Source organism: Marinococcus halophilus (assembly GCF_900166605.1).
GTDB lineage: Bacteria > Bacillota > Bacilli > Bacillales > Marinococcaceae > Marinococcus > Marinococcus halophilus.
The window spans coordinates 1,270,464-1,286,505 of record NZ_FVZD01000006.1 but is presented as its reverse complement, the minus strand read 5'-3'; the positions used below and the strand labels follow the sequence as shown (position 1 = coordinate 1,286,505).

Genomic DNA, 16,042 nt, shown 5'->3' with positions numbered 1-16,042 from the left:
TTACTAAGGGATTAATTTCTATAAGTTTTAAATTGCATTTTATTGAAAAGAATAATGGAGGTACTTACACCTAAGACTTAAATATTATTAATTTGATTTTATCAAATTATTCCTTTTTAGGTAACTAATATTTTGACACTGAGTACAATTGTCAAGGACGTTTAATTATATACAAAATCGTCGGGTTAAAATTATACAAGTCTGCCGCCTTATTCGGCAGACTTGTTTTTCATTCGGAAGCTTGGACCGTCAATTGAGAATACTCTTGAATGGTGAAGCAGTCGATCCAATATTGCTGTCGCAATAATCCCGTCTCCCAACACTTCTCCCCACTGGCTGAACGTCTTGTTCGACGTTAGAATAATAGAGCTATTCTCATATCGACGGCTGATCACTTGAAATAAGTAATGACCTCCGTTATCAGATAGATTTAAGTATCCCATTTCATCGATAATCAGGAGGGAGGGCTTAGCGATCCCCCTCATTTTCTTATCCAATTTTCCTTGGGCATCTGCTGTCTCTAGTGACGTAACGAGCTCCTGTGCTGTCATGAAATATGTCTTCAATCCTTTACTGATTGCCTCGAGGGCAATTGAAACCGCAAGGTGTGTCTTTCCAACTCCAGGAGGCCCAAGGAAAATTAAATTCTGATTTTGTTCGATAAAGCTGAGATTCATGTATTCTTCGATGTCCCTTCTGGACACACCACTAATACGTTGGAAGTCAAACGCATCTAAAGTTTTCTTAAAAGGTAAGCGAGAGAGCTTAAGTAGAGTTTGTCTACTTCGCTCTATTCGCGCTTGATTTTCCAATTCCAATAGTCGCTCAAGAAAGACGTGATATGGTATATTATCTTTAGAAGCTTCTTCCGTGAGGGTACGCCACTCTGACTGAATGGTGGATAATTTAAGTGAATCACAGTATGTATCAATAACTTGATTCATCATTTTCACTCTCCCTCTCGAAGAATTTGGTCGTAGACGCTTAGTGGGCGAACAGCGACCTCTATATCTGATGCAGCGTGGAAGGTGCCAGCCTTTGAACGCTGCTTTTTTCTTATCTGTTCGGAGAGTGGAAGGATCTTATCATCCTTTGTATAAGTTAAAATGGCTTCCCCGCGATGATAAACAGTAATCTTTCCATCAAGCGTTTCCTTAATCATAACTTCCTGCCCCGCATAAGGGGAGTTCATGAGAATTTTTCGAGCGTGATAATTCATGACGCCGTCTTTTCCTATCTTTCGATAGGTTAGATAACTCACTTCATACCTTGTTGGAAGAGAATCGAGAGATTCTTTCATCCAAAGTTCCACAGGCTTTCGTTCTGTTGTAGAGTGGACACGCTGATTCGCTCTTTCTTCGACCCATCTCATTAGTGTACGATTCAATTCCTGTAATGATTGAACTGAGGACGTCTCTAACCAGCCATTCATATACCCTATGAACCGTTCCACTTTTCCTTTGGTCTGAGGCCGATAAGGTCGGTGGACCTTTGGTGTAAATCCATAATAATCGACGAAGTCTAAAAACTTTTCATTCCACTCAACTTCAGAACCACTTCTTCGGTTTATTATCGTCTTCATATTGTCGAACAGAACCTTTTCCGGAACACCTCCAAAGTATTCGAAGGCATTAACTAGACAGTGAAGCAGATGCTCTCGGTCCTGCCTTTCCGCAAAACAAACATAACTCATCCGTGAATAAGACAAAGTAGCCACAAATATCATTAACGGTATAATATCTCCATCAACTTGATAAAGGCCAGCTTCTTTCCAGTCCACCTGTATTTGCTCTCCTGGTTCAGTCTCATACCGTCTGGTATGACTTTCTTTAAAGGCCTTGCGATATGGCTGTACAAATTCTTTAAGGATCGTTTTTCCGCCTGAATATCCCTGTTTTCGAATTTCTTGATAAAGCTTTTCACAATTAAATACATGGTCTTCAAGTACTCGCCTTAATAGGTACTCTTTATAGGGATCTAATTTTGACCCTTTCTTCGTGCGTTTTTGTACATGATTTCTTTCTCTTTCACTTAGAGATTTCACCGTATGTCGATGCATCCCCAACATCTGTGCAATGTCCGTATGGGACATCCCACGTTCCAGGTATTCTTTCACTTTTCGTCGCTCTCCCTCCAGCTTCATGAACTAAATCTCCTCCCGTATGGATTCAATTTAATTATGAAGCTTGTCGAAATTTAAGGCGACGATTTTGTATGTTTTTAGCCGGCTATATTGTCCATTTTAAATGCGACTCTTTCAACAATACTTTAGAAACAACATTACTATATTGGGAATTACATTTTTCTCACAAACTTTGCTTCAACTTGTAGTTCTTTTGCTTTATAGATTTATAAACAATATATTTTACTCAAAACAAAAACAGCATCCCAATCGATGATTTAGCCATGATTAGCTTGGCGAAAACACCCAACAAAAGGGATCCTGTTAGTCATAATTAATTACACTTATCTTTAAAATTTATTTTAAACTTACCGATTAACTCTAACTTTTATTGTTTGTGAGACTTTCATTAACAAGCTGCCAGAAGGCTTTATCTTCCATTAATTCATATTTATTATCTGACACGGATGTAACGATACTTTGATGTTTATTTAGACTTCTGATTTTATTAGAGATTTGTTCAATCTCTTTTTGACTTTCAGTATTAAAAACACTTTGAACTTCTTTTTTCTTAAGTTCTGAAACTCGATGAACAATCCAAGTTAATATATATTGAGAATAATCATTGTCGGATGTAGCGAAATGGCTCATAAATTGTGTAGATAAAATCGTACCAACTCCGAACTCGCGTCCTTCCTTCATAATTTTTTTTAATGCCTGAAAATCTTTACTTAGAAAATTATCGGCTTCATCTACTAATATCATTTTAGTTATTTCACGAAAATCACCATCGATGACACTATGCCCCTTGGTTAACATTTGTGAATAAAAGCTATCTAAAGTTATCCCTACTATTAAGTTTTGAATGCTAGGATCATAACCGGCTAGATTAATTACTGTGACGCCATCTATCATGTCAAATAAAGATATAGTTTCATCATTATAAGGAGAAAATAACTCAAAATCATCTATTTGTTTCAAAGCAGCATATAAACTATCTTCTTTGGCCTCTTCATGCTCATTAAATTTTCTATAAACATCGTGAAGTGTAGGGGCAGTTATTTTCCATGTATTTTTATTAGCTTTATTTATACCTCTAGATTCATAAGCTTCCAATATAAGATCACTTAAAAACTGCTTTTGTTTTACTCCTAGATTAAAAGAATTGGCTATTGTTTCTTTTATAGTGTTGGCAGTGTGCAATGGTAATAGTGGTTTAAAACTGTTTCCCTGATACAAAGTCAAAGGATTAAAGGGCAAATGATAAGGGTCGTAAATTTTAGCATTGGTAGCTTTTACAAAATCCTCTTTAACGTAATCACCTTTATAATCAAAAATTAATATTCCTATAGGAGTCTTATTGACATTCAAATCAGTATTGTCGTGAATTTGCTTCACTAATGATTTCGTAAATTGGGTTTTTCCAGTACCCATAGTTCCTATGATTCCAGTATTAGTATGCATAATTTTGCTTGTAGTAGTAGGATACCAATATAAAGATTTTCTATTGTTTAATGATTCACCAAATAATATATTCATTGGTTTTTTTTCTTCGTTTTTATTATTTTTTTGTTCAACTAATTTATTTCCACCATCGTTATATGATTTCTCTTTATCATTTTTAAAATACTTATCTTCATTTATATTCGAACTTTCATCTTTATAAACATTTGCCAAAATATCATCTTCTGATATGTCGCCTTTGGAAAAATGAATTTGTGAATAAAGTTCGTTTTCATTTTCTACTAAAAATTCGTAGCATTCTTTTTCTGGTAATTCAACGTTTAAAATATCATCTTCATTCAAATTTGATTTGCGGAAAATAATATCTTTTCCAAATGATATAACTCCCCCTACTCCTATATGCTTTTTAAGATTAGCAGATGAGATTTTATAATCGTCTGTCAAAAGATGTGATCTTGTCTCTTCATTAAGTAATTTATCCCAATTATATTCGGGCCAAATATCATATAATTTCATTTTTTTAGCATTGACTAAAGTCAAATGAATGAGAAAGTCACGATAAACAGCACTTTTGAAATTACCTTCATATAAAAATTCATTTATCGTTTCACTAGTTTTTTTAACTTGCTTTTCAGCTTTTTCTAAAACATCACTTCTGTTCCTTCCAATTTTTACTTCAATTGGATAAAAATGAACTGTTGGTTTCTCTAAGTCATGTTCTATACCTACTAACAAGATGTCATCACTTTGAGCCCCACTTATTCCAAGGTTTTTAGCTGAAAATAATCCATCTTTTTGAGAAAGTCCAACTGCTCCAGAAACTCTTAATATTTCTTCCAAAGATAAAGGAATCCAAGTAATATCTTTATGTGCGAAAAAAGCTAAACTGAATTTAACAGCTGATAATATGCTCATTTTTTCTCTTGGGTGTTCTGTTTTTGAACCGATCATTTGTAAAAGCCAATCACCATTTAAGCTATTAAAAAGGTTTATAACATTTTTAGTCATGTCGTTACTAATTGTTGAAATGTGTTCACTTAAAAATTCTTCTATGAGCATTTGAAATTCTTTAGTTTTTTTTGTAACTGTTATTGCGTCATAATCGTTTGAAGGAGAATATTGATCACTATAATGTAGTACTAACAAATTTTGATCTTCATTTTTATTTAAAAAACTTAAATCAAATTTAGGTTCTACGAAAGTTACCCAATTAGAAGCATTATAAATTTTTTCTAATTTATTCTCATTTTCACCTGAAAATGCAGTTACTATAGTTTTTCCATATTCATAAGGATTTTGCTTTCCTGAAGCAAAAGACAAGCTGTTTAATAAAATTGAAAATTGAATAAGTTCATTAGCATTTTTTATGAACTTTGTACCGAACCCACTTCTGTATGAATTTCCTACAAAAGAGGAAGATAAAGATGAAAACATACCTTCTAGAGTTAATCCTGTTTCAATTTTATTCATTTGATCTGAAGTTTCATCTACTGTTTGATCTAGTTCGTAGAAAGTAATATGTGCGTATTCATATTTATCGATATTAAGTGGTTTTTTATAAAAGTGAATTTTCTGGCGAAAAGCATTGAGAACTTCTATTTCGCTGTATTTTGAATTTTTGAGTTTTAAATCGAAATCCCTTTCAACATCTTCTAATTTAGAATAAAAAGATAATTCTTCAAATGCGTTAATGGAATCTATTTGGCCATATATCATTAGATCAATAGGAAGAAGGTCTTGTAAAGAAACTTCATGTTTGATCTGTGTTAAGTAGTATTCTATCAGCCCTTGAAGAACTTCTTTGCAGTCACCTAAGTTAACTAAATTTAATTTGATAGGGGCTTGTTCATTAATGGAAAATAAAAAATTATAATGCTTCGTAAATTCAACTAACTTGTCTTTTACTAATTTAGGTACAAAATTAGTAGAAATGTTTTGTCTTGAGTTTCTGTAGTGTTGGTAATAATTCCATTCAGGAGAATGAAATTGCTTTACTGATTTAAAAATTTCATTATTAAAATAAATGTAAGGATTTAAATTTTTTGAATCTAAACGCTTTAATATTGGGGCAGAAATTTCTTCTTCTCCTATTTTATTTATTAAAGAATATTGATACATCACATTCAATGGGTGTAAAGGAGAGTATTTTAAAAACTTTATGCTATCATTGACAGTAACTGAGCCAATATAAAGTAATTCTTTCTGAATTGGTGATAAAGTTTCTCCATCATTTATCTCCATAATTAAAGATTTATATACAGAAATATATTTTTCTGCTAAATCCAAAAGTTCATTCGTCCAATTAGCTAAAGTAGGGATTGTATTTCTCTTTTTAAAATAATTTAGATAGTTACTGTATACTTCTTTTAAATCTTTTGGCACGTTTATTTCTTTTGAAATATTAGTTTGATTGTTAACTTCTATGGCTAAAGCAGATTCTTGAATAAATTGATATTCTAGTTTAAGGTTTTTCAGTAAATCTTTATTAAGAATATTAAATTCTTGCGTTCCAAAAACAATTCTATTCTCTGAAACAAATTGAAAATCTCTTTCTTTTTCACGTTTTAACTTGTATATATTAATCCCGTCTATATTCTTAAGACTTGGAACCTCAGAAACTAAATTTAATGGTAATTTAAAATCTTCTATCTTTATTAATAAAGATATTTCCCCACCTTGATTTTGAACGTACTCTTTGGCTTCATTGATTTTAATTTCATCTGATATACTAGCTTCGATATAATCTTCTTTTTCAGGATCGACTTCAATTACATTTTCTCCGTCTTTATTTAAAACAATATCTTCATTAGAAGACAATATTTTTATACTACCTTCTTTTTTATTAACATTTATCTCATACTCCGTTTTGATATTGGCGAGGAAATTCTCAGAAAAAGGCAATATAACTACTTTGAAATCATAAGTCGCACTATCCGCTTTATATTGAAAACGCAAAAAATTAGGTTCGTTATTTTTATAAGTATGTTCCATTAAAATTCTTTTCCCAGAAACCTCAGCCGAATTATTTATTGAATTGGTTAGAAATTCTTTTTTTAAATATTTATCGAATTGAAATTCCATTGATACTTTAGGTTCGTTTGAGTCATTAAAAATAATAATATGACGCTTCCTGTACTTAGCTTTAGTATCTCCTTCAGGCCTATCCCAAAAAACTAAGCCTTCATTTGTTTCATTTAAATTTTTTTCAATATAGACAGGTGGTCTTATATCATTAACATTATCGTGAGATTTTTTGATCTCCTGATATGTGATATCTTTCCAATCATTTTTTAATATTTTTTCTAATCCCGGTTCATCAAATTCTTTATCAAGGTCTGACTCTGGGTTACCGTAATTAAACGATTCTTCAATCATTTGATGAAAATTCTGATTGTCTTTCAATCTCTTTTTTATATGCTCAGCTTGGTCAGATTCTTTTATGCTATTATCGAAAAACAAACCTAGAGTAATATAATCATTTTTTGTTAAATTGTGATCCAAAGTAGATAATATATCTTCATATTCAAAAATAGAAGAATTTGCATTTGTTTGGTATTTTTTTTCTTTATTTTCTAATTTAAATTCTAATACTGTCTTTGTCTCATGATTTAAATCAGAATTTTCTAATTCCATTTTTATATATTCGTGAATCAATTCAATTGATAAAGGCATACCATTATCTTGAAAGCCAACTGATCCTCTCACAATACTGTCTAAAGTAGTATTGTGAATAAAAATGATAGATTTATTTGCAAAATTATCATCATTTGTGCCAACCATGTTACGAAGCTTCGTTAAAAAATCTTTCGTTACACCTTCATTTGTCCCAGCAACAATTACCTCACAGCTTTCGAAAGTTAATGAAAAACTTTTATAGTCTATCCATTCAAACGAATTGTACAACCCTCTGTTTTTTGCTTTCGCACATAAAGCATGTAACAATGATTCTACTTCTTCTTTTTTTTCAAACTGAACATGGTATTTATCCCCTGGTCTTACGTTAGTTATGTTTAAATAATCTATAATTTTCTCCGCCATAAACTCATAAAATATATTTGACATATTGAGCATCACCACTATCCGACTTTTTTTCTAATAAATTTAAGCGATCGTAAAATTGAACTACATGGTGTCTAGTTTCACGGTCAAAATAAACACCGCGCTCTTCCATTCTATGGAATAATTCATTTAAAGATATTTTTTGATTTGATTTAATGCAAAGCTTGGTTAAGAAAATTATATTTTCTTGATCTAAATTTAAAGTAAAACCTAGCGGGCCACTTTTCTTTAAGAAAAATTTTTGACAAAAATCTTCATAACCTTGAAAAAACAATTTAGAAGGTTTGTTTCTGTTACTATTTTTAAATTGATAAGCTATACTATGATGAAGTTCACGAACACTTTTAAGAGCTGGCTCCTCGTTTTCGTTTAAATAAATTGGTTTTTTTGCAGACCAATCTACATCTTTAAGATAGCTTTGATAATCTGTATTTAACGTATCTAATTGCTGTTTTAGATATTCTTTTTCCTCTTGAATTAGTTCTTCCTCTATGAAAATCTTTAATGACTTATAACTAAAATAGGCTTCATGATCGCTTTCTATATGATTTATCATTGTTAAACAATTTATATGTGCAAACAAATCCGGGAGCTTAGCCGTGATCATTTTCCAACCTTGCTTGTAACTATCTCTTTTCTTAGAACGTGTTTCCCACTCTACATTAAAATATACTGGCTGAATTTTCTTTTTTTTATAATTAAACATGCTATCAATCTCAAGAATCAATTGAGTAACATAGAAAAAATAATAATAATTTATTAATTGAAAGAAATGGTCCACCAACAAATTTTTTTTTATTAAAAACAATAAATCTTTTTCAAAATATTCTTCTATACTTGGAAAGAAAGTTAAATAACGATTTTTCTTCTCTTTATTATTTTTAGCTAAAGAAGGCAAAGAATCATAGAGAAGAGATAATAGTATGTTATCGGGCTTTTTTTCGTACTCTTGTTTTATGGCTTCTTTTACTTTTTCAGTACAAAGAACATCTGATAAGAAATCTGCGACTTTTTTTTCGTTATTACTTCCTTTTTTTAAGTAATTAAATAATAAAGGATGAGATAAAACAAATTCTTGATTCTCATCAAAAAACATTTCATTTATAACATCATGTAGCTGAGGTAATTTGTCAGTTTCTTCAACGTTAATTTTAACTTTTTCAAACAAATCATCTTTATAAAATTCTTTGTAAGTTTTTCCACTTAGGTTTCGGGAAAGATCACCTACAACAGCATTATAATCATTTATTATATTTTTATTGGTAGCTGTATAAGGCAACAACTTTCCTCCTGAAGTGTGAGTAATTCTCACTTTTTTATTTTCATCTTCACTAACGCCGAACTCCTTCTCAAGAGTTTTTCTGTTGAATGCAACTTTCATTAAGAATTCTCCTTAAATGAATAATAACCAAACTGATCTAAAGAAAGCTGATATACTTCCGATTTACTATTAGATTTATTTTTGAATTCCAGAACTTTATTTTGCGAACCATCTTTGATGATTCTATTAATAAAATCTACGAAGCCTACAAAGTTATTTTTGTCTTGAGCATTAGGGCGATAACCTTCTTGAATTTTCATTATCAAGTCGAACAAATGGTAATCAATATCAATCGAATATTGATTTTTAGTATTTTCAACTTCAAATACAAGATTAATATGAGTAGAAAACTGTTCAAGAGTTTCATCGTCAATTAATTCTTGGTTTCTCACTACCGGGTCAACTGTTAAAAATTGAATTACACTATATTTCCATTGATTAGCTCCAATAAATAAATTGATTTTATTTTCACCCGCGTCACCGTTCCATAAATAAATACTACGTTCAATTGATTTATATAAACTTCTAATATTCGGCTGGTCATTTCTATTCCAAGCATATAAATATTTAAGAAAAGTCTCGTAATTCCAATCTTTATCATCAATTTCTTTTAAACTAGAATTAGGAAAAAATTTATTTATTCTAAGTAAACTTACATACAATTCCTTTTTCAACAAATCATCTTCTACACTCTTAAAGATAGAAGATAAATCTAATTTTTGAATTAAATCTTCATCTATATATTCATAAAAGAATTTATCTATATTTTCAGTGTTGAAGAAAGAAATTAAAAGTCGATCAGTCTTTTCATTTCTTTTTATTCCTGGTTGAATGTGCTTGACATCTTTAAAAATTTCAGTATCTTTTCCATATTCGTAAAAACGATTGGGCAATAACGCATACAGATAATCTTTAGGATTATAATTTTTAAGACGGTCAACAATTATTTTTGTTTTATTAGGAAAATCTAACTTTTCATCTACCATAATATGATAAATAAAATCCATGTAAGTTCTTGGTGATATTATAGATTTATATTTAATATTAAGTTCTGCTAACTGTTTTATAATAGTATTTTGAGAGTCTTCTCTACTTAATAGTTCGTAATTTTTTTTAACTGGGCATATTTCTTTTACTGGACACTTATTCTGACAGTTTAATTCATAAGTTCTGTAAAAAGGATTATTATTACCTTCCTTAGTAATTCTACTTAACATGTTTTTTTGTAAGGAAGAATCAACTCCTCCGGATTTCAATTCGAATAAATGGTACTCGCTTAGGTTAATAAAATGAAATGGCCAATTTTCTAAACTTTTCTCGCTTATGGTTTCCTCTTCTAATATATTATTCTCATTAACAAATTCATAAAGAGCTTTATAGTTTTTATGGTAATCAGAATTTAAAAAATTGTTTAAAGTCCCCAAATTAATGGCAACTATCATATGATTATATTGAGAATCTAAACCCTCTTGTATCGAAATATCATTAAATCTTCTCATTTCGGTATTTAATGTATCAATTGAAGTTTCACTTGGAGAAAAACTTTCAGTGGCATCATTATGAATGTCAACATTTTCAAACAGTTCAGGTTCTGTTTCTTTTAAGTAAGAAATTAAATGCGATTTTCCATCGCCGACGCTGCCACAAACTAGCACAAGTTGAGGTCTTTTCTCGCCTCTTAAATCTCTAAGTATCGTTTTTAATTTTTCTTCAAATGGTCTTTCAATGTGCATATACTTTTTAAATGCATTAAAATTATCTACGTTTTCCACAGCTTCTAAAGAAGATTGCTTTAAACGACTTAATTCAGGAATCAAACAATCATACATGTTTTCCAAATAGATCACCTTCTTTAATAGTGATATTTTTACTAGTTTGTAATTATTTTAACATAAAAGGTATTCTTCACAGGACTTTTGATTGGTATTTTCAGAATAAAAATTTTTGTTTTGACTATTTAAATAGTTGTAAGCAGAACATTTATTCGTTAAAATGATGATAAATATTACGTACGTAATTGAGGTGTTTGTATATGGAAACTGGTTTTAATTATAGTTTTCCAGCGCTTAAAGGCCAACAAGCTGGAGAAGAATATTTCGTAGTCATGTCCCCCCTACGTTTAATTCCTAAAATATTTTTATTTGATGAAGAAGAAATCCCTCCACAACATCGTGCTCAAAGGATTTTAAATAAAAATAGAATTCCTGAAATGACTAATTATATAGTCGAAAATCAAGACAATTATGTTTTCTCTTCACTTACTGCTTCATTAGACGGTCAGGTAGAGTTTCAACCGTTTAGTCATGAACCTGGGTTCGAGAATATCGGCAAACTAATTATATCTTTAGACACAAAATTTCTTATTAACGATGGACAACACCGAAGAGCTGCTATCGAAGAAGCGTTAAAAATTGCACCTGAATTAGGTAATGAAACGATTTCAGTAGTGTTTTTCAAAGATTCTGGTTTAAAAAATTCACAGCAAATTTTCTCGGATCTTAATAGACATGCGGTCAATACTACTTCTTCTATTGGAATTCTTTACGATCATCGCGACAAATTGGCTATCATTACTAAAGAAATTGTGGCTCACAATCCATTATTGGCTCGGTATACTGATCACGAACGTGTGTCATTGTCTAAAAATTCTCCGAAAATAGTAGCTTTAAATCATATTTTTAATACTAATTTGAGGCTAGTTAACAAAACTAAAGGTGACATAATAACTGAAGATGAAGAAAAGTTCTTGAAAGATTTTTGGGCATTTTTATGTGACATTATTTTGGAATGGAAAATGGTATTAAATAAAGAGCTTAATCCTCGTGAACTTAGAATGAATTATATTGTTGGCCATGGCTTGTTCCTTGAAGCTATAGGAATCGTAGGAAAATACGTTTATGATTATTATCCTGATAGATGGAAAGAAATTTTAAAGAATTTATCTTCTATTGATTGGAATAGATCTAACTCAAAAGACTGGGAAGGTAGAGCTTTTAACGCAAACGGTAGAATTCAAAAAAACAACTACACTATTCAACTTACAGCAAATTTAATAAAACAAAAATTACTTCTTCCTTTAACAGAAAATGAAACTAAATTAGAGGATAAATTTAAGGAAAGCGAGATTAAATAATGCAAACCATTAATAATTTATTAAATAAACAATTTCCTAAAGTTGAAGAATCTAAAGAACAGATTAAAAAAGTCTATAAATCAGATGAGCGTCCATGGGTAGTTGGCTATAGTGGGGGTAAAGATTCAACTACCGTCATTCAACTAGTATTTGAAGCCCTCTCAGAATTACCAAAAGAAGAATTACACAAGAAAGTTTATGTTATATCCTCTGATACATTAGTAGAGACGCCTCTAATTATTCAATCAATTAATACTACTTTAATAAACATTCAAAATAAAGCTTTGCAGATAGGATTACCTATAGAAACGCATAAAGTTAAACCTGAACCTGAGCAATCCTATTGGGCTAATATAATAGGTAAAGGGTACCCTCTACCTAATCAAAAATTTAGATGGTGTACAGATCGTTTAAAAATTGATCCAGCCAATACTTTTATTAAAGATAAAGTATCTAAATTTGGTGAAGTGATTATGGTTTTAGGCGTTCGTGATAACGAAAGTGCTACTAGGGCTAACGTTATGAAATCGCACAGCGTAGAAGGAAAAACTTTGATGCGACATTCTTCTCTTTCAAACGCTTATGTGTATGCACCCGTACGTGATTTTAATGTAGATGATGTTTGGGATTATTTATTAACTGTTGAGTCTCCTTGGGGAGATAATAATCATGAATTAAACAAATTGTATCAAGACTCAAATAGCGGGGAATGCCCTTTAGTCGTAGATACAAGTGTAAAAGAAAATGCTGGTTCCTGTGGGAACAGTCGTTTTGGCTGTTGGGTGTGTACAGTCGTTAATGAAGATAAAGCCTTAAATGGTTTTATTGAAAGCGGCGAAGATTGGATGCGTCCATTATTAGAATTTCGTAATTGGTTAGCTGAGATTCGTGACGATCGAGAAAGAAGAATGAAATATAGAATGAACGGGCAAATGTACTTTAAAGAAGTTCATATTGAAGAAATAAACGGAGAAAATTACGTTGTTATTCCGAAAAAAGGCAGCCGAAAAAAAGATTTAATTAACTTAAAAGAATACACAATAGTATCTAAAGAAAATTTGAAAACCTATATAAAAGAAGAACAAATAAATCTGGCAAGTGCAGGAGATTTAAAGCTATTGGTAAGGAATGAAGATGGAAATTTGGAACAACTGGGATTAGGGCCATTTACAATGGAAGCAAGGAAGGAAATACTCGAAAATCTGCTTATAACTCAAAGAGATATACGTCATCCTGAAGATCCTAATTTCGAGTTGATACGCGAAGAAGAACTACGCGTAATAAGAAGATTTTGGCTAGAGGCTGGAAACTTTGAAGATGCACTACCCGAAATTTACCGGAAAGTTATGGGTAGAGAACTTGACTGGGAATTAGATGATCGTCCTCTTTTAGACAATGAGCAAGTATCGGATTTAGAATTGTTAGCTCAAGAAAAAAATATTGACTTTAACCTTCTAAAAAAATTAATCCTTTCTGAAAAAAAACATGCAGGTTTTAAAATGAGAAATGGATTGATGAACGAACTAGAAAAAACATTAAACCAAGATTATCTACATTTATAATTGAGAGGTTAAATATTATGTTGTTAAATAAAGTAACTTTGGAAAATATAGGCCCTTACCGTAATATCCATACATTCGATCTTTCGGTAAATTCTTCAGAGAAGAATGTAGTATTAATAGGAGGGGAAAATGGCGCAGGAAAAACCACATTACTTAATTCAATTAAAATTGGTTTATTTGGACCTTTCAACTATGGTTATAAAACAGAAAACCAAGCTTACTATGACAAAATATGGAGCTTTCTAAACAAAGATCTAAGAAACAAAAATGAACAACGGTTTAGAATTATCCTTGAATATAATGAAATTGAAAACTATGAATTAAATAACTATCAATTATATCGTAGTTGGAAAGTTAACAATGGAAAAATAAAAGAAGAATTAGATATTATAAAAAATGAACGTCACTTAAATGAATTTGAAAAAGAGTTATACCAAACTAAACTAAGAGAAACTATGCCTCCCCAACTATTTGATTTGTGTCTTTTTGACGGAGAAGAAATATCTAAGGTCATTAACGAGGATTTATTGTCTGACTATCTTAAAAATGCTTCTATTGAGTTGTTCGGGCTTAATTTATTCGAACAATTAGAATCCGATTTAAAACAGTATGTAAAAAAAGACATTGACCAAAAGAGCATTTCCACTACAGAAAAAGAATTAATGGATTTATATCAAAAAGAAGAAAATATTAAGAATACAATTCTGAATTTAAATGAAACACTTTCTAATAAAAAAAAATCACTTGCCGACTTTGAGCATCATTCGATGAGTTTAAAAAAAGATTTTGATCTTAACGGAGGCCTTGCCAAAAAAGAAAGAGATACTTTAATTAATCAAGTAAATGAAATTGAGAACCAGCGTAAAAACAATTCTGAAACAGTAAAAGATTTTATTACTACCTTGCTTCCTTTTTATTTAAATAAAGACTTATTATTCGAAGCCAAACAACAAATTTCTGAGGAAGAAACTCACGAGTTTTATTTACAGTTATCTGAAAGACTTGACCTAAATACTACCGAAGAAATAATTAGTACTCTTCCCTTCGAAAAGACTGAAATCAACAATCACCAATTTAGAAATGCTATTTTAGATGAATTCAAATCAAATAATGTAGACTTAATACAAAAAGCTTCTTTTTCTCAAAGGAGCCTTCTTGAATCATTATGCAATCAACTTCAAAAAGAAGATTTTCAAAAATATTTAAATTTAATTAAATCCAACCAAAACCAATTAGAACAGTCAAAAAAATTGAGAGATCAGATCAATAAAAACGATAATTCTTCGGAAGAGTTCAATAAAATTATACAAGATATTGAAAATACTAATCGGGAAATTATTGGTCTTGAACAAGAAGTACATCAACTTGAGCAAGAACTCGAAGAATCTCAAAATGAACTAACTTTGAATCAAAATAATATTTCTGACAAAAAACATGAAATTTCACAATTTAATAAGAAAAAAAATACTTTTTCTTTATCTAATGACATTATTGAAATTAGTAAGGAATTCAGAAGCATACAACAACAGAAAAAATTACAACAGGTGCAATTTGAAGCTACTAGAATGCTAAACAAATTGATGCGTAAACAAAAGTATATATCTTCATTGCATATCGACCATGTAACTTACGAAGTTACTTTGCGCGATAACAACAATGATATTCTTGCTAAAGAAAACCTGTCTGCTGGAGAAAAACAAATACTTTTACTTTCTATTATTTGGGCTATGTTCAAATGTTCTGGAAGTCGTTTACCCTTTATATATGATACTCTACTAAGTCGTTTAGATAAAACGCATAAGTATACCGTATTAACTGAACTTATACCTTTAAGTGGTGAACAAGTATTAATATTATCAACTGATACTGAGATTGAAGAAAAACATTATAATTTATTGAAAAGCCACTTATCACATGAATACACTCTTGAGTTCAACACTACTAATCAAAATATTGATGTTCATAAAGAATATTTTAAGTTTAAAGAATCGGAGCTGAAAGCATGAACTTTAGGCTACGTACCTCTAAGTACACAGAAGAGAAACTAAAATACCTTCAATCAACTACTAATCTTAATCCAAATATTTTAAGTAGATTAGCAATTTCGCTCTCTGTTAAACTTCCTACTCTTCCTGAAATTAATCCCCAAGACGCTAATGGGCTCGAATTTAATAGAAATACATTAACTGGAGAATACGATGAAGTATTTAAGATCTTATTAACTCAGCATGCTAAACGTGAAATCAGTGATGAAGAATTTTTTCCTAATTTGTTCAACTCTCACTTAGAAAGAGGAATAGACCTTCTAGAAAGCGAATATAAACATGCTGGTAATTATGAAAAATTCATTATTAATATGTTGAGTATGGAAAAAGGATGAT

The 16,042-nt window shown here is 30.6% G+C and carries 9 protein-coding genes; 4 read left to right on the top strand and 5 right to left on the bottom strand.

Annotated elements, in window-relative coordinates:
* Positions 1-209: 209 nt before the first annotated feature.
* The 5 genes from istB to dptF form a co-directional block, all read right to left on the bottom strand.
* The gene (gene istB / locus B5066_RS12525) at positions 210-947 is read right to left on the bottom strand and encodes an IS21-like element helper ATPase IstB (RefSeq protein WP_244897368.1); all 738 of its coding nucleotides are present in this window, start codon (positions 945-947) and stop codon (positions 210-212) included.
* Between the two features lie 2 nt (positions 948-949).
* Positions 950-2,143, bottom strand: coding sequence for an IS21 family transposase (gene istA, locus B5066_RS12520; RefSeq protein ID WP_079476239.1), 1,194 nt, complete (start codon positions 2,141-2,143; stop codon positions 950-952).
* Positions 2,144-2,503: 360 nt separating this feature from the next.
* Positions 2,504-7,648 carry a DNA phosphorothioation-dependent restriction protein DptH gene (gene dptH, locus B5066_RS12515; protein WP_179124101.1) on the bottom strand — a complete coding sequence of 1,715 codons (5,145 nt, stop codon included), beginning with the start codon at positions 7,646-7,648 and terminating at the stop codon, positions 2,504-2,506.
* Complete coding sequence (gene dptG, locus B5066_RS12510; RefSeq protein WP_079476237.1) at positions 7,629-9,026, bottom strand: DNA phosphorothioation-dependent restriction protein DptG; 1,398 nt, start codon at positions 9,024-9,026, stop codon at positions 7,629-7,631. Before dptG ends, dptH begins: the two co-directional genes overlap by 20 nt.
* Positions 9,026-10,795, bottom strand: a complete 1,770-nt coding sequence (gene dptF / locus B5066_RS12505) for a DNA phosphorothioation-dependent restriction protein DptF (RefSeq protein WP_244897387.1) — start codon at positions 10,793-10,795, stop codon at positions 9,026-9,028. The genes dptG and dptF overlap by 1 nt, the downstream gene beginning before the upstream one ends.
* A gap of 203 nt (positions 10,796-10,998) precedes the next feature.
* Between dptF and dndB the strand changes: the two genes are divergently transcribed.
* The 4 genes from dndB to dndE are packed head-to-tail and all read left to right on the top strand — an operon-like array spanning position 10,999 to position 16,041.
* Positions 10,999-12,099: a DNA sulfur modification protein DndB gene (gene dndB / locus B5066_RS12500; RefSeq protein ID WP_079476235.1), complete on the top strand. Its 1,101-nt coding sequence runs from the start codon at positions 10,999-11,001 to the stop codon at positions 12,097-12,099.
* Entirely contained in the window at positions 12,099-13,661 is a 1,563-nt protein-coding gene (dndC, locus tag B5066_RS12495; protein ID WP_079476234.1) for a DNA phosphorothioation system sulfurtransferase DndC, read from the top strand. Before dndB ends, dndC begins: the two co-directional genes overlap by 1 nt.
* A 17-nt stretch (positions 13,662-13,678) precedes the next feature.
* The gene (gene dndD / locus B5066_RS12490) at positions 13,679-15,667 is read left to right on the top strand and encodes a DNA sulfur modification protein DndD (protein ID WP_079476233.1); all 1,989 of its coding nucleotides are present in this window, start codon (positions 13,679-13,681) and stop codon (positions 15,665-15,667) included.
* Positions 15,664-16,041 carry a DNA sulfur modification protein DndE gene (dndE, locus tag B5066_RS12485; protein ID WP_079476232.1) on the top strand — a complete coding sequence of 126 codons (378 nt, stop codon included), beginning with the start codon at positions 15,664-15,666 and terminating at the stop codon, positions 16,039-16,041. Before dndD ends, dndE begins: the two co-directional genes overlap by 4 nt.
* The last annotated feature ends 1 nt before the right edge of the window (position 16,042 follow it).